Source organism: Ancylobacter lacus (genome assembly GCF_018390635.1).
Classification (GTDB): domain Bacteria; phylum Pseudomonadota; class Alphaproteobacteria; order Rhizobiales; family Xanthobacteraceae; genus Ancylobacter; species Ancylobacter lacus.
In genome coordinates this window covers 13,826-38,218 of the sequence record NZ_JAHBGE010000030.1, presented here as the reverse complement: position 1 = coordinate 38,218, position 24,393 = coordinate 13,826, and the positions used below count along the sequence as shown (strand labels likewise).

20 protein-coding genes and 2 tRNA genes are annotated in these 24,393 nt (G+C 67.9%); 13 read left to right on the top strand and 9 right to left on the bottom strand.

Annotation, left to right across the window (positions count from 1 at the left end):
• Positions 1–82 precede the first annotated feature (82 nt).
• Together KHC27_RS06110 and KHC27_RS06105 are read right to left on the bottom strand one after the other, a co-directional pair.
• Positions 83–523, bottom strand: coding sequence for a CoA-binding protein (locus tag KHC27_RS06110; RefSeq protein ID WP_213336288.1), 441 nt, complete (start codon positions 521–523; stop codon positions 83–85).
• Positions 524–553: 30 nt separating this feature from the next.
• On the bottom strand, positions 554–1,537 hold the full coding sequence (locus KHC27_RS06105) for an SH3 domain-containing protein (RefSeq protein ID WP_213336286.1): 984 nt from the start codon (positions 1,535–1,537) through the stop codon (positions 554–556).
• Positions 1,538–1,919: 382 nt separating this feature from the next.
• On the opposite strand from KHC27_RS06105, the gene rplM reads away from it, so the two are divergent.
• The 3 genes from rplM to KHC27_RS06090 all read left to right on the top strand — a co-directional run bounded on the left by rplM (position 1,920) and on the right by KHC27_RS06090 (position 4,183).
• Positions 1,920–2,381, top strand: coding sequence for a 50S ribosomal protein L13 (rplM, locus tag KHC27_RS06100; protein WP_213336283.1), 462 nt, complete (start codon positions 1,920–1,922; stop codon positions 2,379–2,381).
• 1 nt (position 2,382) lies between these two features.
• Positions 2,383–2,859, top strand: a complete 477-nt coding sequence (gene rpsI / locus KHC27_RS06095) for a 30S ribosomal protein S9 (RefSeq protein ID WP_213336280.1) — start codon at positions 2,383–2,385, stop codon at positions 2,857–2,859.
• 115 nt (positions 2,860–2,974) lie between these two features.
• On the top strand, positions 2,975–4,183 hold the full coding sequence (locus tag KHC27_RS06090) for a GGDEF domain-containing protein (protein WP_213336277.1): 1,209 nt from the start codon (positions 2,975–2,977) through the stop codon (positions 4,181–4,183).
• Between the two features lie 68 nt (positions 4,184–4,251).
• Here the strand turns inward: KHC27_RS06090 and glnA are convergent, their stop codons facing one another.
• Both glnA and KHC27_RS06080 read right to left on the bottom strand, forming a co-directional pair.
• A complete protein-coding gene (glnA, locus tag KHC27_RS06085) occupies positions 4,252–5,661 on the bottom strand; it encodes a type I glutamate--ammonia ligase (protein ID WP_213336274.1) in 1,410 nt (469 codons plus the stop codon).
• Between the two features lie 78 nt (positions 5,662–5,739).
• Positions 5,740–6,078 (bottom strand): P-II family nitrogen regulator, encoded by a 339-nt coding sequence (locus KHC27_RS06080; RefSeq protein ID WP_213336271.1) that lies wholly within the window; start codon positions 6,076–6,078, stop codon positions 5,740–5,742.
• A gap of 335 nt (positions 6,079–6,413) precedes the next feature.
• Between KHC27_RS06080 and KHC27_RS06075 the strand changes: the two genes are divergently transcribed.
• Positions 6,414–7,898 carry an NAD(P)H-hydrate dehydratase gene (locus KHC27_RS06075; RefSeq protein ID WP_213336268.1) on the top strand — a complete coding sequence of 495 codons (1,485 nt, stop codon included), beginning with the start codon at positions 6,414–6,416 and terminating at the stop codon, positions 7,896–7,898.
• On the opposite strand, the gene KHC27_RS06070 is transcribed toward KHC27_RS06075, so the two are convergent.
• Positions 7,895–9,094, bottom strand: coding sequence for a multicopper oxidase family protein (locus KHC27_RS06070; protein ID WP_213336265.1), 1,200 nt, complete (start codon positions 9,092–9,094; stop codon positions 7,895–7,897). The genes KHC27_RS06075 and KHC27_RS06070 overlap by 4 nt on opposite strands.
• A 744-nt stretch (positions 9,095–9,838) precedes the next feature.
• Here KHC27_RS06070 and KHC27_RS06065 point away from each other — a divergent pair.
• The 9 genes from KHC27_RS06065 (at position 9,839) to KHC27_RS06025 (ending at position 18,972) form a co-directional block, all read left to right on the top strand.
• A tRNA-Leu gene (locus KHC27_RS06065) sits at positions 9,839–9,923 on the top strand.
• A 117-nt stretch (positions 9,924–10,040) separates the two neighbouring features.
• On the top strand, positions 10,041–11,396 hold the full coding sequence (tig, locus tag KHC27_RS06060; protein WP_213336262.1) for a trigger factor: 1,356 nt from the start codon (positions 10,041–10,043) through the stop codon (positions 11,394–11,396).
• A 267-nt stretch (positions 11,397–11,663) separates the two neighbouring features.
• Positions 11,664–12,299 carry an ATP-dependent Clp protease proteolytic subunit gene (locus tag KHC27_RS06055; RefSeq protein WP_213336259.1) on the top strand — a complete coding sequence of 212 codons (636 nt, stop codon included), beginning with the start codon at positions 11,664–11,666 and terminating at the stop codon, positions 12,297–12,299.
• A gap of 418 nt (positions 12,300–12,717) precedes the next feature.
• Positions 12,718–13,989, top strand: a complete 1,272-nt coding sequence (gene clpX / locus KHC27_RS06050; protein ID WP_213336257.1) for an ATP-dependent Clp protease ATP-binding subunit ClpX — start codon at positions 12,718–12,720, stop codon at positions 13,987–13,989.
• Between the two features lie 303 nt (positions 13,990–14,292).
• Complete coding sequence (gene lon / locus KHC27_RS06045) at positions 14,293–16,737, top strand: endopeptidase La (RefSeq protein ID WP_213336254.1); 2,445 nt, start codon at positions 14,293–14,295, stop codon at positions 16,735–16,737.
• A 206-nt stretch (positions 16,738–16,943) separates the two neighbouring features.
• Complete coding sequence (locus tag KHC27_RS06040; RefSeq protein WP_213336251.1) at positions 16,944–17,222, top strand: HU family DNA-binding protein; 279 nt, start codon at positions 16,944–16,946, stop codon at positions 17,220–17,222.
• A 186-nt stretch (positions 17,223–17,408) separates the two neighbouring features.
• Positions 17,409–17,484: transfer RNA gene (locus KHC27_RS06035), tRNA-Val, on the top strand.
• A 43-nt stretch (positions 17,485–17,527) separates the two neighbouring features.
• Positions 17,528–18,199, top strand: coding sequence for an HAD-IA family hydrolase (locus tag KHC27_RS06030; protein ID WP_213336248.1), 672 nt, complete (start codon positions 17,528–17,530; stop codon positions 18,197–18,199).
• Positions 18,196–18,972, top strand: coding sequence for an ATP12 family chaperone protein (locus tag KHC27_RS06025; protein ID WP_213336245.1), 777 nt, complete (start codon positions 18,196–18,198; stop codon positions 18,970–18,972). Before KHC27_RS06030 ends, KHC27_RS06025 begins: the two co-directional genes overlap by 4 nt.
• A gap of 25 nt (positions 18,973–18,997) precedes the next feature.
• Here KHC27_RS06025 and KHC27_RS06020 read toward each other — a convergent pair whose 3' ends face one another.
• The 4 genes from KHC27_RS06020 to KHC27_RS06005 form a co-directional block, all read right to left on the bottom strand.
• On the bottom strand, positions 18,998–20,281 hold the full coding sequence (locus KHC27_RS06020; RefSeq protein WP_213336242.1) for a glycosyltransferase family 4 protein: 1,284 nt from the start codon (positions 20,279–20,281) through the stop codon (positions 18,998–19,000).
• A complete protein-coding gene (gene glf, locus KHC27_RS06015; RefSeq protein ID WP_213336240.1) occupies positions 20,278–21,360 on the bottom strand; it encodes a UDP-galactopyranose mutase in 1,083 nt (360 codons plus the stop codon). The genes KHC27_RS06020 and glf overlap by 4 nt, the downstream gene beginning before the upstream one ends.
• Positions 21,353–22,579 carry a flippase gene (locus KHC27_RS06010; RefSeq protein WP_213336237.1) on the bottom strand — a complete coding sequence of 409 codons (1,227 nt, stop codon included), beginning with the start codon at positions 22,577–22,579 and terminating at the stop codon, positions 21,353–21,355. The genes glf and KHC27_RS06010 overlap by 8 nt, the downstream gene beginning before the upstream one ends.
• 520 nt (positions 22,580–23,099) lie before the next feature.
• Positions 23,100–24,296: an acyltransferase family protein gene (locus KHC27_RS06005; protein ID WP_213336234.1), complete on the bottom strand. Its 1,197-nt coding sequence runs from the start codon at positions 24,294–24,296 to the stop codon at positions 23,100–23,102.
• Positions 24,297–24,393: the final 97 nt, after the last annotated feature.

The following is a 24,393-nucleotide window of genomic DNA, read 5'->3' as shown; positions in this document are numbered from 1 at the left end:
CGATTCCGCAAGCCTTCGCAGCTATTTGCCGGGATTCTACGGAGTCGGGGTATAATTAATAAATCGAATTATTGATGTGAATTCAGGCCGGGCCGCTGAGGCCGAGCCTTGGAATCTCGATGGCCGGGCAGCGGTCCATGATGACGGCAAGCCCCTCGCGCTCGGCGAGCGCCGCCGCCGCGTCGTCGCGCACGCCGAGCTGGCCCCAGATCAGCGCCGGGCGCGGCGCCAGCGCCAGCGCCTCCTCCACCACGGCGCGCAGATAGGCCGGCGCGCGGAACACGTCGACCATGTCGATCGGCTCGGGGATGTCGGCGAGCCGGGCATAGGTCGGCAGGCCGGCAATGTCGCGGCCGGCCTGGCCGGGGTTGACGCAGATCACCCGGTAGCCCGCCCGGGCAAGGAAGCGCGCCACGCCATGGCTGGGCCGCGCCGGGTTGGGGCTCGCCCCCACGATGGCGATGCTGCGCACCCGCGCCAGCCAGCCGGCGATGAAGGCGTCGTCATAGGAATCGTGGGGCATGCGTTCCTCGCGCGGTTGGAGGCGGACGATTCAGGGCATCGGCATCACGATAAGGGTCAGCTTCCACCCCGCCGGCTCGCCCTGGCCGGCGCGGGCGAAGCACAGGCGCGTGGTTTCGAACGAGATCGAATCGTTGCCCCTCGCATAGCCACGCTTGCCGTTCGGCAGCGCCACGGCGTACCAGTCGCGGTGGCCGTCCTTGCCTTCGGCCGCGCCCTCGACGACGGGCACCACGGTATCCGCCTTCACGGTGGCCACCACCGGGGCCGCGGGGTCCGGGGTTTCGCGGAAGCCGACATCGCGGGTGAGGACCACCAGATTCTCCGGCACCTCATTGGCGGCCTTGGCGACCGCCAGCACGCGGCCGCGGTCGAAGCGCGGCTCGGCCGGCGCGCAGAAGGTGTCTCGGCCGAGGCTGGAGCGGCTGAGGGTGCCGTGCGCCAGCGCCTCCCCCGCCGTCGCGAGAATCAGCAGGTCCAGCGCCTTGCGGTCCGGCTTCTCGTCGGTCGAAAGCCGGGTGAAGAGGTGGTCGAGCTTCTGCGAACCGTCCAGCCCGGCCGGCATGTCCAGCGTGCGCGGCGCCTCGGTTGAGGGAAAGCCGAGCGGGGGCATGAGCACGGCGAGGTCCGGCGCGGCGGCATCGCGGATCGGCCCCGCCAGCCGGGCCGCCACCGCGGCGCGCAGGCTCGCCACCAGCGCCACCAGGCCGGGGTCGTCGGCGCCCTTGAGATCATAGGTCACGGTGACCGGCTTGTAGGGCCGGAGCGCCGGCTCCGCCGGCAGCGACTGCGCGAGGGCGGGCGCGGCGCCGCCGAGAAGGGCGAGGCCGAGGAGGGCGCTGCGGGCCAGGAGGGCGGGCGGGGTCGCTGCGGGAGGAACGATGGCGGGGGACCGCGCCGGAGCGGGGTGCCGGGCTGCGGCGGGGAGGGAGGCCGCTCCGTCGCCGGGGAGGGGCGCCGTGGCGAAGGTCAGGGCCGCCGCGCTGCGGGGGCTGATCCAGACTGCACGCATCATCCACCCCATCGGCCCCATCATCCGTCTCATCGGCCCCATCATCCGTCTCATCGGCCTCATCATCCGCCCCATCGGCCTCATCGCCGGACTCCGATGTGCCCCTGTTCACGCTGCGTTGCAACAGGATCGGAAGCGCCGCATCAAGGGCGGCCGGGCCAGGGTGAGCGTGCGTCCGGCGGCCGGCCGGGACGGCGGGAGCGGGGGGCGCATTTCAGGGGGTTAGATGGAGGCAATATAATACCTAAATCAGAACCCATTGATTTTGAAGGGTTATTCTGCCGCGTCGCTGATTGACGTTGAAGTGCCGTTCCGCTAGAAGCCCGTCACGAGACGGCGCGCGCTCCCGCGTTGCCGCACCTTTCGACGCATACGGACAGAACCCATGAAGACCTTCTCGGCCAAGCCTGCCGACATCGAGAAGAAGTGGGTGGTGATCGACGCTTCCGGCCTCGTGGTCGGCCGCCTCGCAACCATCATCGCCACCCGCCTGAAGGGCAAGCACAAGCCCATCTACACCCCCCATGTCGACTGCGGCGACAATGTGGTCGTCGTCAACGCCGAGAAGGTGGTCCTGACCGGTCGCAAGCGCGACCAGAAGGTCTATTACCATCACACCGGCTTCCCCGGCGGCATCAAGGAGCGGACGGCCAAGTTCCTGCTGGACGGTCGTTTTCCCGAGCGCGTCGTCGAGAAGGCGGTCGAGCGCATGCTCGCCCGCGGCCCGCTCGGCCGCAAGCTGATGGGCAATCTGCGCGTCTACAAGGGCCCGGCTCATCCCCATGAGGCCCAGCAGCCCGAGGCGCTCGATGTGGCGGCCCTGAACCGCAAGAATGTGAGGAACTGACATGGCCGAGGTTCTCCAGTCCCTCGGGGGTCTCGAATCCCTGAAGCCGCAGGCCGCCGAAGCGCCCAAGCACGTCCAGAAGCTCGACAAGTTCGGCCGCGCCTATGCCACCGGCAAGCGCAAGGACGCCGTCGCCCGCGTGTGGATCCGCCCCGGCACCGGCAAGATCACCGTCAACGAGCGCACCCTTGAGGTGTATTTCGCCCGTCCGGTGCTGCGTATGATCATCCAGCAGCCCTTCGGCGTCGCGGCCCGTCAGGGCCAGTACGACGTGGTCTGCACCGTCTCCGGCGGCGGCCTTTCCGGCCAGGCCGGCGCGCTGCGCCACGGCATTTCCCGTGCGCTCACCTATTACGAGCCGGAACTGCGCGGCCCGCTCAAGAAGGGCGGCTTCCTCACCCGCGACAGCCGCGTGGTCGAGCGCAAGAAGTACGGTCGCGCCAAGGCTCGCCGCAGCTTCCAGTTCTCGAAGCGCTGAGCCGCGAGGCATGTGTATCGGGAGGGGGCGGGCCGTCGGGCCCGCCCCTTTCTGTTTGGGCGAGCTGGCGGTAGCATGATCGCTCGATGGTGCCGAAGTTTGCCGGGCTTGCCCCATGCCGCTTGACCCTCTGACGCTCTGGGCCGTCGTTCTTTTCATCGGATTCGTGATCTGCGTCGTAATGCTGCTGGCCTGGTGGCTGACGCCGACCGAGGTTTCGCTGGGCTATTGGGCTGCCGCGGTGTTTCTGCTCGCTGCCGGGCTCAGCCTGGGTTACGCGAGAACCCATCTTCCCGAAACGCTGTCCATCCTCTTTGGCAATATGGGGCTGCTGGCCGGCTATGGCCTGCTGTGGGCCGGCGTGCGCCGGTTCGACGGCCGTCGCCCGCGCCTGCCGCTGGCGCTGTTTCCCGCAGCACTGTGGCCGCTCGTCGTCGCCCTGCCGCCGTTCAGCCAGTCGGTGGCGGCGCGTTTCGCGGTGGTGGGTGTCATCACCTGCGTCCTGCTCGCGCTGACCACCTATCAGCTCTGGCGCTCGCGCGAGGGCGTGCTGCGGGCAAGGCGGACGGTGATGGTGCTGTTCGCGGCAATGGCGATGCTCACCCTCGCCCGCGTGCCGCTGGCGGGGCGGGTTGAAATCGACGGTCATCTCGCGATCTTCACCAGCCCTGCCTTCGTGGGCTTCGCCGCGACGAGCCTGAGCTGCCTGGTCATCGGCTCCTTCGCCCTAATCATCATGGTCCGCGAGCGGGCGGAGATGAGGTACCGCAGCGCCTCTCTGGTCGACGAACTGACAGGCCTGCTGAACCGGCGCGGGTTTATTCAGGAAGCGTTGCGCGGCTTCCCCAGCCAGGGCGCCGTGGCCGTCCTGATGCTCGATCTGGACGGGTTCAAGCAGGTCAATGACCGCCTCGGCCATGCCGAAGGCGACCGTGTGCTGGCGATCTTCGCCAAGGTGCTGAAGGAGAATTTCCGCCACGTCGACATCGCCGGTCGGATCGGCGGCGAGGAGTTCGCGGCCCTGCTCCCCGGGCAGGATCTCGCCGAGGCGGGACGTGCCGCGGAGCGCATCCGCCGCACCTTCGAGCGTGTGGTCAGCGAGCAGGGTTTCGGCCCCGAGCGCAATCTTCCGCTGCCGCTCTCGGTGAGCATCGGCGTCTCCGCGACGGACCGGCCGCCGCCCCTGGTGACAGCCTCGATCGAGGCCGTCGTGCGGGCCATGATGGCGCAGGCTGACCGCGAGCTCTACCGTGCCAAGAGCAATGGCCGGAACCGCGTGGAACTCGCCGTCTTCGATCCCGGCCGGATCAACAGCGTCGCCTGAAACGGAAAGGGCGCCCCGGAGGGCGCCCCCATAGTCCGCGGGAGCGGTGCGCCGCTCCTGCCCGGTCGTCAGACCGAGTAGTACATCTCGAATTCCACCGGGTGCGGGGTCATCTCGAACCGCGCCACTTCGGTCATCTTCAGCTCGATATAGGCGTTGATGAAGTCATCGTCGAACACGCCGCCCTTCTTCAGGAAGTCGCGGTCCTTGTCGAGGGAGGCAAGAGCCTCGCGCAGCGAGCCGCACACGGTCGGGATCTTCTTCAGCTCCTTCGGCGGCAGGTCGTAGAGGTCCTTGTCCATCGCCGGGCCGGGGTCGATCTTGTTGATGATGCCGTCGAGGCCGGCCATCAGCAGCGCGGAGAAGGCGAGATAGGGGTTCGCGCCCGGATCGGGGAAGCGGACCTCGACGCGCTTGGCCTTGGGCGAGGTGGTGTAGGGAATGCGGCAGGAGGCCGAGCGGTTGCGGGCGGAATAGGCCAGCAGCACCGGCGCTTCATAACCCGGGACCAGCCGCTTGTAGGAGTTGGTCAACGGGTTGGTGAAGGCGTTCAGCGCCTTGGCGTGCTTGATGATGCCGCCAATGTACCACAGGCAGTAATCGGAGAGGTCGGCGTATTTGTTGCCGGCGAAGAGCGGCTTGCCATCCTTCCAGATCGACTGGTGGACATGCATGCCCGAGCCATTGTCGCCATAGACCGGCTTGGGCATGAAGGTCGCGGTCTTCCCATAGATGTTGGCGACCTGGTGGATGCAGTACTTGTAGATCTGCAGGTGGTCGGCCATCGTCACCAGCGGGCCGAATTTCAGGCCGAGCTCGTGCTGGGCCGAAGCGACCTCGTGGTGGTGCTTCTCGACCTTGGCGCCCATGCGGGCCATGGAGGCGAGCATCTCGCCACGCATGTCCTGCGCGCTGTCGATCGGGGGAACGGGGAAGTAGCCGCCCTTGGTCTTCACCCGGTGGCCGAGATTGCCGCCCTCATATTCGGTGTCGAAATTGGTGGGCAGCTCGACCGAATCCAGCTTGAAGCCGGTGTTGTAGGGGTCCGCCTTGAAGCGGACGTCGTCGAAAATGAAGAACTCGGCCTCGGGGCCGAAATAGACGGTGTCGCCGATGCCGGTGCTCTTGAGATAGGCAAAGGCCTTCTTGGCGATGCCGCGCGGGTCCCGGTTGTAGGGCTCGCCGGTCGTCGGCTCCAGAATGTCGCAGACGACCGAGAGCGTGGTCTCCGAGAAGAACGGGTCGATGCAGGCGGATTCGAGATCCGGCTGCAGGTGCATGTCGGACTCGTTGATCGCCTTCCAGCCGGCGATCGACGAACCGTCGAACGCCTGACCCTCGGCGAAAAAGTCCTCATCGACCATCGAGATGTCGAAGGTGACGTGCTGCCACTTGCCGCGCGGGTCGGTGAATCGCAGATCGACGTATTTGACGTCCTGATCCTTGATCAGCTTGATGATGTCCTTGGCCGTCGTCATCGGAGTCATACCTTTGTTATGCCGCTCGCTGGGAGCGGGTGGTTCCCGAACATGGACGCCGGGAGCCTAAGGTCGACTTCAGATGGCGTCGACCCCCGACTCGCCGGTGCGGATGCGGATCGCTTCCTCGATGTTCGACACGAAGATCTTGCCGTCGCCGATCCGGCCCGTCTGGGCAGCGCGCCGGATGGCGTCGATAGCGGTATCCACCATCTCGTCGCCCACCACCACCTCGATTTTTACCTTGGGCAGGAAATCCACCACGTACTCGGCCCCGCGATAGAGCTCGGTGTGGCCCTTCTGCCGGCCGAAACCCTTGGCCTCGGTCACGGTGATGCCCTGCAGGCCAACCTCCTGCAGCGCCTCCTTCACCTCGTCGAGCTTGAAGGGTTTAATGATGGCCTCGATCTTCTTCATTTCGTCTCTTCTCCCTGACTCGACATTCGCCAGCGCCGGTCGAGCCGCCCCGCCTCGAAGCAGAACCCATGCCAAGCCCGTGCCACCCGGTGCCGGCCGCATCCTGCGTTGTTCCACCCAGTGGATTGAGACTATTACCGATCGAAGCCGCCGTGTCTGCCCACCTCTCGGGTCCTTGATGATTAAAAAATCGCCCTAATGGTTAGAAAATGTACAGCGTTTCACCCTTGGGGTCTCAGGACTAAGCCTGGAAAATAGTCAGAAGCGCTACTTTCCGGCAGCCGGTGGCCAAAGGTCGCCTTCACAGCCGCCCTTCGCGGCATGACACTGGGCGCATGGAACTGCTGACCACATCCGAAATGCAGCGCGCCGACGCGCTCGCCATATCCGGCGGACGGAGCGGGCTTGCCCTCATGGAACGCGCCGGCGTCGCGGTGGCGGATGTCGCGGCGCGGCGGCCGCTCGGCACGCGGGTCGCGGTCCTGTGCGGGCCGGGCAACAATGGCGGCGACGGCTTCGTCGCCGCGCGTGTCCTCGCCCAGCGCGGCTATCGCGTCACGCTGGGGCTTCTTGGCCCGCGCGAGGCGCTGCGGGGGGACGCCGCCGCCATGGCGGAACGCGGGACGGGGGAGGTCAGGCCCGCCGGGGCGATCGACCTCGGCGCCTGCGACCTGATCATCGACGCCCTTTTCGGCGCGGGGCTCGCGCGCGACCTTTCCGGCGAGGCCGCCGCGCTGGTGACGTCGGTGAATGCCGCGGGAAAGCCGGTGATCGCAGTGGACCTGCCCTCCGGCATCGACGGCACCACGGGGCTGGTGCGCGGGGTTGCGATCCGGGCGGAGGAGTCGGTGACGTTCTTCCGGCGGAAGCCGGGTCATCTGCTGCTGCCGGGGCGTGTCCATTGCGGCCGGGTCCGGGTCGCGGATATCGGCATTCCCGACAGCGTGCTGGCGGCGATCGGGGTGCGCACCACCGTGGACGAACCCTCTGCGTGGCAAGGCCATTTTCCGATTCCTCGGATCGAGGGCCACAAATATGACCGCGGCCATGTGCTGGCGGTGAGCGGCCCGCTGGAGGCCAGCGGCGCCACGCGGCTGGCGGCGCGGGCCACGCTGCGGGCGGGGGCCGGGCTGGTGACGGTGGCCTGCCCGGCGGCGGCGCTGCCGGTCCATGCCGCGAATCTCTCCGCCATCATGGTGCGGCCGGCGGAGGACGCGGCGGGTGTGGCGCGTCTGCTGGAGGACCGTCGTTTCTCCGCCGTCGTCATCGGCCCCGGTGCCGGGGTCGGTCCGGCGACGCGCGCGCGGCTCGAGGCGGCGCGCAGTCGCCGGCTGGTGGTCGATGCCGATGCGCTCTCCTCCTATGCCGGGGAGCCGGAGGTGCTGGCGTCGGTGCTGGCGGCGTCTCCGGGCGCGATCCTGACGCCGCATACCGGCGAGTTCGCGCACCTTTTCGCTGGCTATCCCTCTGTTCTGGAACCCGAATCGAAGCTGGAGCGGGCGCGGGCGGCGGCCCGGCTCGTCGGCGCGGTGCTGGTGCTCAAAGGTCCCGACACGGTGATTGCCGCGCCGGACGGACGTGCCGCCATTGCCTGCAACGCACCGCCCTGGCTGGCGACGGCTGGGGCGGGCGACGTGCTGGCGGGCATCTGCGCGGGTCTGCTGGGCCAGTCCATGCCGGCCTTCGAGGCAGCGGCGGCAGCGGTATGGCTGCACGGCGAGGCCGCGCGCGAGGCGGGGCCGGGGCTGGTGGCAGATGATCTCGTGGACGCGCTGCGCCCGGTATATGCACGCCTTTTCAATAGCTTAGGTGCTCTCTAGCGCGTCGCTTCGAACCAGGCGAGGCGCAGGGGCGCGGCGTCCCCGGTGCGTTGGATGACGAGCGGCCAGCGGCCGGGACGCTCGGCGACAAGGGCAAGACGGGTCGTGCTGCCGGGCCACAGCATCACGCAGTCCTGCCACCACGGTTTCCAGCCATCGTCGAGGGCATCGAGCAGGCGGGCCGAAAGGCCATAAAGACGAAGAATGGCAGGCGTTTGCGTCGGGTTCCGGATTCCGATCGCGAGCGTCGTCCCACGCCGCACGCGCGCCATCGGCTCGGCATCCGTCCCCGGCGCGGGCCGCTCCGGGACAGCGAGGTCGAGCCGGGTCGCGTGGCGCAGCGCGGGCTCGCGGACGGCAGGACGAAGAGGGGGCGGAGCCGGCCACGCCGGCCCCGTGCGTGCGGCTTCCACGGCCATCAGCCGGGCGAGCGGCCGTGGCGCGGCGGCGGTCTCGACGGCGAGAGGGAGCCCGTCGGAGCTGATTTCGTCAATATCGACAAGGACTTCCAAGCGTCCACCGGGTGCCAGGGGCAGCCGTCCCTCGGCGGGGCGGAAGGGCTCGGCGGGGCGGCCGTCTATGGCCACGATGAAGCAGGGTGCGTCCAGTTTCAGCGGGAGGAACAGCCCGCGTGTCGCATTGAGGAGGCGCAGCCGCACCCGCTCGCCCCGGCCGGCTGGCAGCTCGGGCACGGTCTGTCCATTGACCGTGAGCTGCACCGGCCCGTCCTCCGCCGCGCGCCTGTCCTGGATCAGCAGTACATGCTCGCGGTCGACCGCATGGTCCTGCGGACCCTCCACCACCAGCGCGGCGGCGAGGCCGCGGGCGAGTTGATGCGGGTTGTAAGGAGAAATCAGGTAAGTGCCGGATTCAGCGGGATAAAGCCGGATATCGAACTGCCCGCCGGCGGGCAGTTCGGGCCCGAAACCCGGCACCCCGAGCGGTCCCTGCGGCAGCGCGAGACCGCCGAAGCCCAGCGCCACGGGTTCGTCGATGCGGCTCTCCAGCGACAGGGCCGCCGAGGCGCCGGCGCGGGCCCGCAGCGTCGGCGCGGGCGGGTTCGTGCCGAAGCCGAGCCGGGTTTCGCGGCCGGCGCCGGAGACGTCCGGGAGGCCGGGCAGCGACTGGATGATCAGTGCAGTGGGAAGGACGATGACGCCATTTTGGCCGGCCGGTGTGGCCGATGCGGCCGTCACGCCGGGATGGGCGAGGCCGAGCCCCGCCAGCCCGGCGAGGACGACCCGGCGGGAGGGGGCTCCGCCGGATCGGGGCGGGGATGGCGGGCGGCTCACGGGCGGGCTCCTGCACAGGAAGGCCCCACTAGAAGGCGACGGCGCCCGGCGGGCAAGCCGCCGCCGGAACGGCGCCCGGGGGCGGCGAGGGGAGGTCGGGCGCGAGGGCCAGGTCGGGCACGAGTGCCAGGTCGGGAGCGCCAGCTCGGGAGCCGCAGGCCAGGTCACGCTCGCCGGCTCGCGGGACCCGGCGCCGGCCTCGGGCCGCCTCGCCTCGAATCCCACCTCACCGGCGAATCCCGCCGTGCCCGTGCCGCCCGCCGCGGCTGCCGGCCGCAGCCTGTGTTGCGGGCCGCCAGGCCTGGGGGGCGCCGGAGTTGGGGGGGGCGGCCCGGCCGCCGGCAACCGGCTTCGTCACCGCGCCTCCGGCATGTCGTGCGCACCGCCTCTGTCAGGCACTTGCTGCCGCCCGGCCGGCGCCTGACCGCTCCTCTCGAAGCGGCGGGGAAGGCGCCGCCGGGGGGCTGCGTGAGGCCCGGCCGGGGCCTCCTTGCCCGCGGCGCCCGCCCGCGCCGCAGCATGATTTTGCGCTGGCGCTGGGGCAGCGCCGTGCTATAAGCCCGCACCCGGTCGGCAGCACCTTTTGCGTGCGTCCGTGGCCGCGCGGCCCCTGTAGCGATGCGGGACCGCCCGTGGCCGGAGGCGATTGCGGGCGTGGCGGAACTGGTAGACGCGCGGGATTTAGGTTCCCGTGACGAAAGTCGTGGGGGTTCGAGCCCCTCCGCCCGCACCAGGCCCCGCCCCGCTGCCGCCAGACCGAATCCACCATCGAGGGCGGCATGCGACGTGGCGCCCTCGCGAACGCATTGCCATAAGCCGCCGAGCGGCAACGAGACGAAGGCCGACACCGATGCAGGTCACCGAACTTTCCGCCGACGGGCTGAAGCGCGAATTCCGCGTTGTGGTCCCCGCCGCCGAACTCGACGCCAAGGCCAATGCCCGCCTCGCCGAGCTCAAGGACCGCGTCCGCATCAACGGCTTCCGGCCCGGCAAGGTGCCGGTGGCGCATCTGAAGCGCCTCTACGGCAAGTCCGTTCTCGCCGAGGTCATCGACCAGGCGGTCAACGAGGCCAACAGCAAGATCATCGACGACAACGGCTTCAAGCTGGCCATGCAGCCCAAGGTGGAGCTGCCGCAGGACCAGGAAGCCGTCAACGAGGTGGTCGAGGGCAAGGCCGACCTCACCTACACCGTCGGCATCGAGGTGCTGCCCGCCATCGCGCTCGGCGACTTCCGCTCGATCGCCATCGAGAAGCCGGTGCTCGCGGTGTCGGATGCCGAGGTGGACGAGACCATCGACCGCATTGCCGCCGGCAACCGCCCCTATTCGCCCAAGGAAGGCCCGGTCGAGAACGGCGACCGCGTCACCGTCTCCTTCGTCGGCACCATGGACGGCGAGAAGTTCGAGGGCGGCACCGCCGAGAACATCCCGGTCGCGGTCGGCTCCGGCAGCTTCATCCCCGGCTTCGAGGAGCAGCTCATCGGCCTGACCAAGGGCGAGACCCGCACCGTCACCGTCACCTTCCCGCCGAACTACACGGCGGCCAATCTCGCGGGCAAGGAAGCCTCCTTCGAGGTGACCGCCGGCGAGGTCGAGGCGCCCGGCGAGCTGGCGATCGACGACGAGTTCGCCAAGGGCCTCGGCCAGGAGGACCTCGCCACCCTGAAGAACCAGGTGCGCGCCCGCCTCCAGCAGGAGCACGAGAACGCCAGCCGCGCCAAGGTGAAGCGCCAGCTTCTCGACGCGCTGGACGGCCAGCACCAGTTCGAGGTGCCCCCGACCCTCGCCCAGCAGGAATTCGACGGCATCTGGAACTCGGTCCGCGCCGAGATGGACGCCCAGAAGAAGTCCTTCGAGGACGAGGGCACCACCGAGGAGGCGGCCCGCGCCGACTACGCCAAGATCGCCGAGCGTCGCGTCCGCCTCGGTCTGGTACTTGCGGAAATCGGTGAGAAGAACAACATCCAGGTCACCGACGAGGAAGTCACCCGCGCCGTCGTCGAGCGCGCCCGCCAGTTCCCCGGCCAGGAACAGCAGGTGTGGGACTATTACCGCCAGAATGCCCAGGCCCTCGCCAGCCTGCGCGCGCCGATCTTCGAGGAGAAGGTCGTCGATTTCCTGATCGAGCTTGCCAAGGTCACCGAGAAGCCGGTGTCCAAGGAAGAGCTCTATGCCGAGGACGAGCCGTCCAAGGACGTCGCCTGAGGCAAAGCGAAGCGGCGCCGCCCGGCGCCGTGACGAAGACGGCGTTACGCCCCCGGGCGCGACGTCGTCCCGGCGCCCCTCGCGGGGCGCCCCTCAAGCAAAGCGTCCCGCACGCTGGGACGCCGTCCGCCGCAGGGGGCCGCGTCACGCGGCCCGTCTCTATCGGCGGATCGGAGCTTCGGGCTGGTCGGGACGTTCTTTCCCACTATTGTGGGGCGGGAATGGATTCGCGGGCGACCTTCCTGCCGGCCCGCCGAGGATCAGAAGATGCGTGACCCGATCGATACCTACATGAACTATCTCGTTCCGATGGTGGTCGAGCAGACCAACCGGGGCGAGCGCTCCTACGACATTTATTCGCGGCTGCTGAAAGAGCGCATCATCTTTCTGACCGGCCCGGTAGAGGACAACATGTCGACCCTCATGGTCGCGCAGCTTCTCTTCCTCGAGGCGGAAAACCCGAAGAAGGAAATCTCGATGTACATCAACTCCCCGGGTGGGGTGGTGACGTCGGGGCTGGCGATCTACGACACGATGCAGTTCATCAAGCCCGCGGTTTCCACGCTTTGCATCGGCCAGGCCGCGTCCATGGGCTCGCTGCTGCTCACCGCCGGCGAGAAGGGCATGCGCTTCGCGCTGCCGAACGCCCGAATCATGGTCCACCAGCCCTCCGGCGGCTATCAGGGCCAGGTGACGGACATTCTCATCCACGCCAAGGAAGTCGAAAGCCTGAAGCGGCGGCTGAATGAAATCTATGTGAAGCATACCGGCCAGGACCTGAAGGCGGTGGAGGACGCGCTGGAGCGCGACAACTTCATGACCGCCGACGCGGCCAAGGCCTTCGGCCTGATCGACAACGTGATCGAGAAGCGCCCCTCCGACGAGGCTCCGGCCAAATCCTGAGGGGCCGGCCGGCCGTAGAAGCATGGCGTGTTTGGAAAGCCACGCGCCATGCCTATATGGGAAGCCTGAGCCTCCGATATCTCACGGCACTTGCGTGCGTTGCGGTATCGCGCTTGCATGTCGAGATGTAGAAGTTTCGGCAGGAGGTGTGACAGGGTGTTGACAGGGTCTCGGCCGCGCCGCTTCGGCGTGGATCGGTTCGAGGCCCCGCTTGATCGAGCCGATCACGGCATGCTTGGCTGTCCCTCGGGCCGGCCTCGCGGTTCGGGTCCGGTCCGGTTCGACCCCCGGGACGCCGCCTGCTGACAGCCCGAGTCGTCGCGTTTCTCCGCATCGGAGGCCCGCGGCGGCCTGCGAACTGAAAGGCGCGGTGGGATGCGGCTGGCGCATCTGGCCCGCCGAGCGGACGGAGAGACGCATGAGCAAGGTTGGCGGCGGCGACAGCAAGAACACCCTCTACTGCTCGTTCTGCGGCAAGAGCCAGCACGAGGTCCGCAAACTCATTGCCGGACCCACCGTGTTCATCTGCGATGAATGCGTCGAGCTGTGCATGGACATCATCCGGGAGGAGAACAAGTCCTCGCTGGTGAAGTCGCGCGACGGCATCCCGACCCCGAAGGAAATCTGCAAGGTGCTGGACGATTACGTGATCGGCCAGTTCCACGCGAAGCGCGTCCTCTCGGTGGCGGTGCACAATCACTACAAGCGGCTGAACCACGCGACGAAGCACAGCGACGTCGAGCTGGCGAAGTCCAACATCCTGCTGATCGGCCCGACCGGGTCGGGCAAGACGCTGCTCGCGCAGACGCTGGCCCGCATCCTCGACGTGCCCTTCACCATGGCGGACGCCACCACCCTCACCGAGGCCGGCTATGTCGGCGAGGACGTGGAGAACATCATCCTCAAGCTGCTCCAGTCGGCCGACTACAATGTCGAGCGGGCGCAGCGCGGCATCGTCTACATCGACGAGATCGACAAGATCAGCCGCAAGTCCGACAACCCCTCCATCACCCGGGACGTCTCGGGCGAGGGCGTGCAGCAGGCGCTGCTGAAGATCATGGAAGGCACGGTGGCCTCGGTGCCGCCGCAGGGCGGGCGCAAGCATCCCCAGCAGGAATTCCTGCAGGTGGACACCACCAACATCCTGTTCATCTGCGGCGGCGCCTTCGCCGGGCTGGACAAGATCATCTCCTCGCGCGGCAAGGGCACCTCGATCGGCTTCGGCGCCGTGGTGCATGCGCCGGAAGACCGTCGCCCCGGCGAGGTCTTCCGCGAGGTGGAGCCGGAGGACCTGCTGAAGTACGGGCTGATCCCGGAATTCATCGGCCGCCTGCCGGTGATCGCCACGCTCGAGGATCTCGACGAGGCGGCGCTGAAGAAGATCCTGGCCGAGCCGAAGAACGCGCTGGTGAAGCAGTATCAGCGGCTGTTCGAGATGGAGAACGTCGAGCTCACCATCCATGAGGAGGCGCTCGGCGCCATCGCCCGCAAGGCCATCGAGCGCAAGACCGGCGCGCGCGGCCTGCGCTCGATCATGGAGGGCATCCTGCTCGACACGATGTTCGATCTGCCCGGCCTCGAAGGGGTCGAGGAGGTCGTCATCTCCAAGGAGGTCGTCGAGCAGAACGCGCGCCCGCTCTACATCTACGCGGATCGCGCGGCGGCCGGCGATGCGGGCGCGAGTGCCTGAGGCGCCACTTCCCTTCTCTCCGGCCGGGCGGTGCTGCCCGGCCGGGCAGGGCGCCTGCCCGCAGGGCCGGCGCCGGCGGTCCGGCTTTTGTTCCCCGAGGCCGGCGTCTCTTGACGGTTTTCCGCCCGATTCCCATCTGAGGATCAACCACCGGTCCCCGACCGGATCGGCGTGCCCGGTAAGCCTCTCCCGCCCCCCGCACAATGATCAGGTTTCGCGATCCGGCCGTCTTGCGGCCAGGTCGGGCAAGGCCGCGCGCCGCGCGGCTCGCCCCGCCCTGACGCCAACCGAAAGGAAAGAGCCATGACGAGCCAGAAGCCTCGCGCGTCGCTCACGCCCGGCGTCACCCAGACCTTCCCGGTGTTGCCCCTCCGGGACATCGTGGTCTTTCCCCACATGATCGTGCCGCTCTTCGTCGGCCGCGAGAAGTCGATCCGCGCCCTGGAAGAGGTGATGCGGAACGACACCTTCATCCTGCTCGCGACCCAGCAGAACGCCTCCGACGACGATCCGGCCACCGACTCGATCTTCACCATCGGCACGCTCGCCTCGGTGCTGCAGCTCTTGAAGCTGCCGGACGGCACGGTGAAGGTGCTGGTCGAGGGCATCTCGCGCGCCGAGGTCAGCCGCTACACCGACCGCGCCGACCTCTATGAGGCCGAGGCCGTGGCGCTGGAGGAGGACCCCGGCACCAAGGTCGAGGCCGAGGCCATGGCGCGCTCGGTGGTCACCGAGTTCGAGAGCTATGTGAAGCTCAACAAGAAGGTCTCGCCCGAGGTCGTGGGGGTCGTCACCCAGATCGAGGACCACTCGAAGCTCGCCGACACCGTCGCCTCCCATCTCGCGGTGAAGATTCCCGAGAAGCAGGCGGTGCTGGAGATCCTCAAGGTTCCGGCGCGGCTGGAGAAGGTGCTCTCGCTCATGGAGAGCGAGATTTCCGTGCTCCAGGTGGAGAAGCGCATCCGCACCCGCGTGAAGCGGCAGATGGAGCGCACCCAGCGCGAGTACTACCTCAACGAGCAGATGAAGGCGATCCAGAAGGAGCTGGGCGACGGCGAGGACGGCCGCGACGAGCTGGCCGAGCTGGAAGAGCGCATCAAGACCACCCGCCTCACCAAGGAGGCCCGGGAGAAGGCGACGCATGAGCTGAAGAAGCTCCGCCAGATGAGCCCGATGTCGGCCGAGGCCACGGTGGTGCGCAACTATCTCGACTGGCTGCTCTCGATCCCGTGGGGCAACAAGAGCAAGATCAAGAAGGATCTGCCCTTCGCCCAGGCGGTGCTGGATTCCGAGCATTACGGCCTCGACAAGGTCAAGGAGCGGATCATCGAGTATCTCGCGGTGCAGAGCCGCCAGAACAAGCTCGCCGGCCCGATCCTGTGCCTGGTCGGCCCGCCCGGCGTCGGCAAGACCTCGCTCGGCAAGTCCGTCGCCAAGGCGACCGGGCGTGAGTTCGTGCGGGTCTCGCTCGGCGGCGTGCGCGACGAGGCCGAGATCCGCGGCCACCGCCGCACCTATATCGGCTCCATGCCCGGCAAGATCATCCAGTCCATGCGCAAGGCCAAGAAGGCCAACCCGCTGTTCCTGCTGGACGAGATCGACAAGATGGGCGCCGATTTCCGCGGCGATCCGTCCTCGGCCCTGCTGGAGGTGCTGGACCCCGAGCAGAACACCACCTTCAACGATCATTACCTCGAGGTCGACTACGACCTGTCGAACGTGATGTTCGTGACCACGGCGAACACGCTGAACATTCCCCCGGCCCTGCTGGACCGCATGGAGGTGATCCGCATCGCCGGCTACACCGAGGACGAGAAGGTCGAGATCGCGCGCAAGCACCTCATCCCCGCGTCGCTGGCCAAGCATGGCCTTGACGAGAAGGAGTGGTCGATCGACGACGAGGCCCTGCTGAATCTGGTGCGGCGCTACACCCGTGAGGCGGGCGTGCGCAATCTGGAGCGCGAAATCTCCAACCTCGCCCGCAAGGCGGTGAAGGACCTGACGCTCTCCAAGAAGAAGTCGGTGAAGGTCTCCGGTGCCATCCTCGAGGAATATCTCGGCGCGCCCAAGTTCCGCTATGGCGAGGCCGAGGAAGAGGATCAGGTCGGCGTCGTCACCGGCCTCGCCTGGACCGAGGTGGGCGGCGAGATCCTGACCATCGAAGGCGTCATGATGCCCGGCAAGGGCAAGATGACGGTGACCGGCAATCTGCGCGACGTCATGAAGGAGTCGATCTCGGCGGCGGCCTCCTACGTCCGCTCGCGGGCCCTCGATTTCGGCATCGAGCCGCCGCTGTTCGAGCGCCGCGACATCCACGTCCACGTGCCCGAGGGGGCGACCCCGAAGGACGGGCCGTCGGCCGGCGTCGCCATGGCGACCGTGCTGACCTCGGTGCTGACCGGCATTCCGATCCGCCGCGACGTCGCCATGACCGGCGAGATCACGCTGCGCGGGCGGGTGCTGCCGATCGGCGGCCTCAAGGAGAAGCTGCTGGCGGCGCTGCGGGCGGGCATCAAGAAGGTGCTGATCCCGCAGGAGAACGCCAAGGACCTGGCCGAGATTCCGGACAACGTGAAGAACGCGCTGGAGATCGTGCCGGTGTCGCGCATGGACGAGGTGCTGCGGCATGCCCTGGTGCGCCAGCCCGAGCCGATCGTCTGGGAGGAGAAGCTGGGCAAGCCGGTCGATGTGCCGGAGGTGGAAGCGGTGATCGGGCTGGAGGAGCCGACCGGCGCCGCGGCCCACTGAGGCCGGACTGTATCGCCTAATTTGCGGGCGGCATCGAAAGGTGCCGCCCGCTGTATTTTAGTACTCCAGATTCGGCGGAAACCGTGTATTTATGCGGGTTCCGGGGGCTCCGTGCTTGCAATCGCCGCAATTTGGGGGAAGCTTCCCGGCCGTTCGTCGGGGCAACCCGGCGACGATTCTTGTGCAATCAAGGAAGGACCGGTCTCATGACCACGAAGAACGAACTCGTCGCCACGGTGGCGGAGCAGGCGAAGCTGACCAAGGCTGCCGCGGCGGCTGCGGTCGACGCCACCTTCGACGCCATTGCGGCATCGCTCAAGGCCGGCGAAGAAGTGAAGCTCATCGGTTTCGGCAGCTTTTCCGTCGTCACCCGCGCCGCGCGCGAGGGCCGCAATCCCCGCACCGGCAACCCGGTGAAGATCGAGGCTTCCAAGGCGCCGAAGTTCACGCCCGGCAAGGGCCTGAAGGACATCGTCAACGGCTGATCCGTTGCGCTATCAGACGCCCCGGGCCGGCGCGCCGCGCCAGCCGGGCGTCTGAAGGGCCCCGCGCTGGCCTGGCCTCCGGCTAAGGCAGGTTGTGCGGTCCGGCGGCGTGAGGCCGTTTGTGGCTTGCTCCTGCGCCGTGCCGATGCTTAAAGGCGGTCGAAGCGGCCGTCAGGCTCGCGCGATGGGCGGTTAGCTCAGTTGGTAGAGCATCTCGTTTACACCGAGAGGGTCGGCGGTTCGAGCCCGTCACCGCCCACCAAGGGTCCGTGCCACCAGGGGCGCGGCAGCAGCGAGGCCCCTCCGTGAAGCTCGTCCTGTTCGATTGCGACGGCACGCTCGTCGACAGCCAGAATGTCATCGTCACCGCCATGACCCGCGCCTTCCAGGCGCTCGACATGCCGGTGCCGCCGCGTCCGGCGCTGCTGGGCGTGGTCGGGCTCTCGCTGGTGACCGCCATGCGCCGGCTCGGCGGCGACGCCCCGGGCTTTCCCGCCGAGGAGCTTGCGGAGCACTACAAGCACGCCTTCCACGCCCAGCGCGCGGAGCCCGGTTTCTCCGAGCCGCTTTACGGCGGCATCGCGGAACTGCTCGACCATCTCGCCGCCCGCGACGACGTGCTGCTCGGCCTCGCCACCGGCAAGTCGCAGCGTGGGGTGGCGGCGGTGCTGAGCCATAATGGCTGGCAGGATCGCTTCGTCACCATCCAGACCGCCGACACCGCGCCCTCCAAGCCGCATCCCGCCATGGTGCTGCAGGCGATGGCGGAAACCGGCGCCGGAGCGGCCGATACGGTCATGATCGGCGACACCTCCTACGACATGGTGATGGCCCGCGCCGCCGGCGTCCATGCGGTGGGCGTCACCTGGGGCTACCACACCAGCGACCTGCTGGAAGAATCCGGCGCGCAGCATCTGGTCCGGCATGCCGGGGCGCTGGTGCCGACGCTGCAAACGATCTGGGACATGCCGCGATGACTGAGGACACGGGTTCGCAGACCGCACGGCCGGACGCCATTCGCGCCGCCGCCGATCGTCCCCCGCTGCCGCGCCGCTTCTACACCGGGGCGAGCGCCGGCGGTGTCGAGGGCGCCTGGCGGGTGGAGCTGGACGGCCGGCCAGTGCGCACTCCGGGCCGCCATCTGGTCGAGGTGCCGGCCCGGGCGCTGGCCGATCACATGGCGCTGGAATGGGCCGGGCAGGGCGAGCGGATCGACCCGGTGACGATGCCGGTGGTGCGGCTGGTCAATTCGGCGCTCGACGGGGTGTCCCGGCACCTGTCGGAAACAGCCGGCGAGATCGTCCGCTATTCCGGCAGCGACCTGCTCTGCTACCGCAGCGACGGCCCGGCGCGGCTGGTGGCGCTGCAGGCCGAGCTGTGGGACCCGGTGCTGGACTGGGTGCATGGGCGGTTCGGCGCCCGCTTCATCCTCGCCGAGGGGGTGATGCATGTCGCCCAGCCCCAGCGCTCGCTGGACGCGATCGCCGCCGCCCTGCCGGACGAGCCGCTGCGGCTCGCCGCGCTCAATTTGCTGACGACGCTCTCCGGCTCGGCGCTGCTGGCGCTGGCGGTGTGGCGCGGCTTCCTCCCCGCGGAGGCGGCGTGGCGCGCCGCCCATATCGACGAGGAGGTTCAGGAGGAGTTGTGGGGCCAGGATGCCGAGGCGCTGGCCCGGCGCGCCGCCCGCTGGCGGGACTTCGAGGCGGCGGCCCGGGTGCTGGCCCTGCTGCCGCCTCTCGGGGTGGAATAATCCGGGGGCGGGCTGAGCCCGCCCGTCAGGCCGCCGCGCTGGTGCGGCGGCGGAGCTGCCCGGAAGCGAAGCGCTCCTGAATCTCCCGGTAGACGCCGAGATACTGCTGCGCGAATGCCGCGTTGGTGAGAAGACGCTCGAACAGGGCGCGGTTCTGCCGCCCCATCTCCAGCAGGCGCTCTTTCGGAATCGCCGCCGCCCTGGCGATGGCCTCTTCCATGCCGCTCTCGGTGGGCTCGAACAGGATGACGCCCTCGGAGAGCGCGCCCAGCCGCTTGTTGCCACCCGTCGCGCTGGCGATGATCGGCACACCCACCGAAAGGGTCTCCACCGAGACCAGATCGAAATAGGTGCTGCGGTTGGGCAGGATCAGCGCGTCGCTGGCGGCGATCAGGCTGAGGGCCTTGTCGGTCCAGCCGAATTCCTTCCAGCGGGGATGGCTGGGCGTCGCCTCCGGCCCTTCCACGCCCGCCACCGCGATGAACACGGATTCGGGCAGCCGGTCGCGCCGCGCGACCGAGGCGAGGAGATCGTAGCCCTTCACGGCGTTGTGGCGGCCGACGAAGGCGAACACCTTCTTGTCGCGCGGCAGCGGGAAGTGATCCTTCACCACCGTCGCCGAGGGATCCTCGATGCCGGTGAGGACATAGGAGGTGTTGCCGGCATTGGCGTGGGCGGTGAAGTCCGGCCAGGTGGCGAAATAGGGTTCGGTCGCCTCGGCGCAGGGAAAGATGAAATGGTCGGTGACGGACAGCGCCAGGCGGTCCATCTCGGCCAGCCGGCTCTCCATCAGCGGCTCGGCCGCGCCGAGCAGCCCGACCCGGCGCATCATGTCCACACGCTCGCGGGAGGGGACCTCGGGCGAATGGGTGGTGACGACGAGGGAAACCTTGTCGCGCAGGCCCAGCCGGACGAGGCTGTTATGGGCCTGCAGCAGGTTGATCAGCTTGTGGCAGTGCAGGATGTCCGGCGGGCGGGCGACGAGCTGCGCCTCGGCCCAGCCCGGCAGTCCGTCCTGGCGGAAGCGGCGCTGGGTGAGCCACTTCACCTCGCGGTTGAGCTCGGAGGGCCCGTAGGTCTTCAGCGCCCGCCAGAGCGGGTCCGACAGGCGCCGCGTCGAATTGACCAGATTGCCGATGCGGGACGGCGGCACCCCGAAACCCTCGGTTCCGGTGACGAAGGCGACCGTGTCGTCCCCGATCTTCTTCAGCCCCTCGCGCAGGTGCCAGAGATAGCCGGGCGGGCCGCCGGCATGGCGCCGCGGCGGGGTGTCCTCGAAAATGGCGACCTTCGGCGGCTGTGTCGTCATGCGATGTCCTCGACCGCGGCCAGGGCCGCACCCACGACCTGGTCCATGTTGTAGTAGCGATATTGCGCCAGCCGGCCGACGAACAGAACGTTGCTCTCCTTGTCGGCGAGGGCGCGGTACTGCTGGAACAGCGCCTCGTTCTCGGGGCGCGGGACGGGGTAATAGGGGTCGCCTTCGGCCGCGGGGTATTCCCGCACGATCGAGGTGCCGGCGACCTTCTGGCCGCTCAGGTGCTTGAACTCGGTGATGCGGGTGTAGTCGTGCTCGTTGGGGTAGTTCACCGTGCCGACCTTCTGGACCTGGTCGACATCCGGCAGATGCTGGTGCTCGAAATTCAGGCTGCGATAGGGCAGGCGGCCGAAGCAGTAGCCGAAATACTCGTCGATCGGGCCGGTATAGACGATGTGGTCGTAGGCGCTGCGGTCCTGCGCCGACAGCTCCACGCCCAGTTCGACGGTGATGTTCGGATGGTCCAGCATGTTCTGGAACATCACGGTGTAGCCGGCGGCGGGCATGAACTGGAAGGTGTCGGTGAAGTAGCGGTCGTCGTCATTGGTGCGGGTGGGGATGCGTGCCGCCACGCCCGCCGACAGCTCGGACAGATCGCGGCCCCACTGCTTGCGGGTGTAGCCGCGGAAGAACAGGTCGCACAGCTCCGGCCCCACGCTGTTGAGCACCACGTCCTCGCTGGTCTGGATGGGCGAGCGGGGGGTGCGCACCTTCTCGAAGAAGGCGGCCGCGCCGGCCTCGTCGAGGTCGAGATCGTAGAGGGCATTGAGCGTGGTGCGGTTGATCGGGATCGGCACCTGCTGCCCGCGCACCTCGGCGAGCACCCGGTGCTCGTAGAAGCGCCAGTCGGTGAACCGGCTGAGATACTCGAAGATGCGCTTGCCGTTGGTGTGGAAGATGTGCGGGCCGTAGCGATGGATCAGCACGCCGTGCTCGTCATATTCGTCATAGGCGTTGCCGGCGATGTGGGGACGGCGGTCGATGACGCGCACCGTGTGGCCCTTGCTGGCCAGGCGCTCGGCACAGACCGCGCCGGCGAAACCGGCGCCGACGACGAGAATTTCAGACATGACGGAACCCTTTGAAACGCATCCAGTGAAAGCGGCGGGACAGGACGAACAGCATCGAGGTGGTGACCGCGCCCTCGGAAATGAGGGCAGCGGCGGCAGCGCCTTCCGCGCCGAAGAAATAGATCAGCGGGAACATCGAGACCGTGCCGGCCACCGCGCCGCATATGATGCAGTAGGTGAAGGCCTTCTTCATGCCGAAGGGCAGCATGATCATCAGCCCCAGAACATTGCTGAGCCCGACCATGAACACGGTCCATCCCAGGATGCGCAGCACCGGCACAACCGACTCGAACTGGGCCCCAAGCAGGATTCGGACCACGAGCGGCGCGAACAGGGTCAGCGCCAGCGCCAGCGCAAAGGAGGTGCCGCCCTGGAACAGGAGCAGGCGACGGGCCATCTGGGCGGCGGCCCCCTCGTCGGTGGTGGTCAGCGTGCTCATGCGCGGAAAGAAGACCAGACCGATCGGCGAGAGCAGCGAATAGACCGGCCGCTTGATGCGGTCCGCCGCGGAGTAGAGGCCCACTTCTCCCGGCCCGCCCCACATGCCCAGCACCACGGTGATGGTGTTGGTGTAGAGGCTGATCACCGTGGTGGCGCCGAAGACGTGGGCGCCGTCCTTCAACGCCTCGGCGATGGCGCCGAAGGAGGTGCTCGGCCGTCCGATCAGGCCGAGCCGCAGCGCACGCCACTGGCTCAGCACCGCGATCACGACGCCGCCTATGCCGGTGGTCAGCACCGCCATGTTGGCATCGCCGGCATCCCGCACCAGGACGAAGAGCGGCGGAATGGCGGCGACGCGGCCGACGATGGAGATGCTGGCGAAGCTGCCGAGATCGCCGACGCCGCGCAGCGCCCAGTCGATGTTGAAGACGTTGGCGAACAGGATGACGAGCGCCATCAGGATCACCGGGCGCAGGTCGGCGGCGCCGAAGATGGCGACACCCGCGACGCAGATCGCGCAGACCACGGCCAGCAGGAACTTGGCGGCCACGGTGGACCAGATGATGCGGCTGATCGCCGCCTTGTCGTCCTTATGGCGGGCTACCGCCTGGGTGGCCGTCAGCGCGAAGCCCCAGTCGGTGACGAGCAGCGCGTAGGCCATGATGCTGGTGGCGAGGCCGACGAGACCGAACCCTTCCACTCCCAGCACCCGGGCGAGATACGGAAAGGTCACCAGCGGGATGAGGTAGTTCGAGAGCTGCCAGATACTGGCGGCCACCAGGCCTCTGCCGGACTGCGACCGCACGCGGCTTGAAAGGCGCTGCCAGAGTCCACTCATGGATGCGAAGTTCCGAACACGTCGCCTGCCTCACGCTCTCGAAATGTTGTCGCCCTAGCACACCCTGCCGCCGGGGTCGCGCGCGGCCCCTTTTCGGCGGGGAATCTTTTTGTCCGATTCACGGCTCCGGCAGCTTCCCGTCGGGCCCGCCGGGCGATGTCCGGCGTCTGCGGGCCACGGGCGCGCCCGGCCGGCGGGGGTGACGCGCGGGATGGGGAGCAGGAAGCCGACCCGCCGGAAGGCGGGCGCCGCCTGGCGGCTTCCAGACGCTGCACGGCAATCCCGTGCAGCACCACGTGCCGCCAGATGAACGCCGCCGCGCTTCCGCCACGTATGGCTCGCCTCGGCCGGACGGGAGAAAAGAGAAGACACATGCGCCCCTTGCTGATGGCCGGGACCATACCGAATTGGTTGCGGCGCGGCAACGAGTTGCTGCAATGCAGTAGATGCCCCCCGATCGTCACACCCCCCGCGGGCGCGGGGGGTGTGCGGCGGTTCGTGCGGAGCCTCCGGGCAGGTTTCGTTCAAGCCAGAACCGAACCGCGGCTGTGTGCCGTTCGGTGAACAACGAGAAGACGTAGGCACCGAGAACCAGCAGAGTGCAGACGACAACAAAGAGTGCCAGCCCGAAAAGGTCTGGCTGATGCAGCGGAGGGATACCCCAAATAGTGTCAAGGGCGCCTGTAAGCAGGATCAGGGTCGGAAAATGGAAGAGATAGGTCGAGTAGGAAAAGTCAGCGAGACGCGTATTCAGCCGAGGTAGTTTGCGGAAAATGCCTTCTTCGCGGCAGACGCTTAGGAGCAGGGCGGAAAACCCGATGGCGCAGATAAGATCCAGGCCGAACTTCGTCAATACGCTGGCCGAATCGCGCGCAAGGATGGGAGCCGCGAAGGTCGCTCCCGCGAGGAGTGCCGCCAGCAGCACGGGCGGCCGGAAGGCGAAGCGATCGGCCAGAAGCGCTATGGCGACACCCATGAGCCAGATGACGCCCCACAGCAGAAGAGCCGCCGGCAGGAACGTCAGCATGAGCACAAGACCAGCGAGAGCGCAGGCACGCGCGAGCGGACTTCCGCTCAATGCAACGATCACGGCCGCAAAGATCCAGTAGTACCACCACTCGTAGGAGAGGCTCCAAAGTGGACCGTTGGAGCCGAACACTCCGTTCGCCTGGATGAGGGCTAGATTATCAACGAAATGCAGCAGGTCGAGCCGAGTCACCGGGGCGACAGGAAGGCTGGCAAGATTCAGGTGCTGGGGAAAGGTATAGATCTCATCGACGTTGAAGAACTGCCATCCTAGGAAATCGAGCAGGCCGCCCAGCACCAACGCAGGAAGGAGGACCACGTAAATGCGCGATATGCGCTTGCTCGCGTAATCGCGGAGAGAAAAGGGCGCTTTCCGGAGCCGCAGAACGGTGAGGCCGCCGACCAGAAAACCGCTGATGATGAAGAAGACGATAACGGCGGAATGTCCAAGCGAGGTCAGAAGGTAGAATGCCTTGGTGAACAGCGTCGGGTGTGTCACGTCTGACCCGTTGGCGAGGAGCATGTGCCGGGCATGCTCCATCAGCACAAGGAGCGCAGCGCTCCAGCGCGCGAGATCAATGAGGGCTGACGAGTTTTCTGTCAAAAGACTCGGCTTCTTCGGCGTGGTCATCTGCTGGTCTCCGAGTCTTTCCACATCTAGACGCAAGTGGCGTGCCATCGCCCGGAAAGACTCCCGGCCGGGCTCTGCGGGCGTTGGGCGTCCGCGG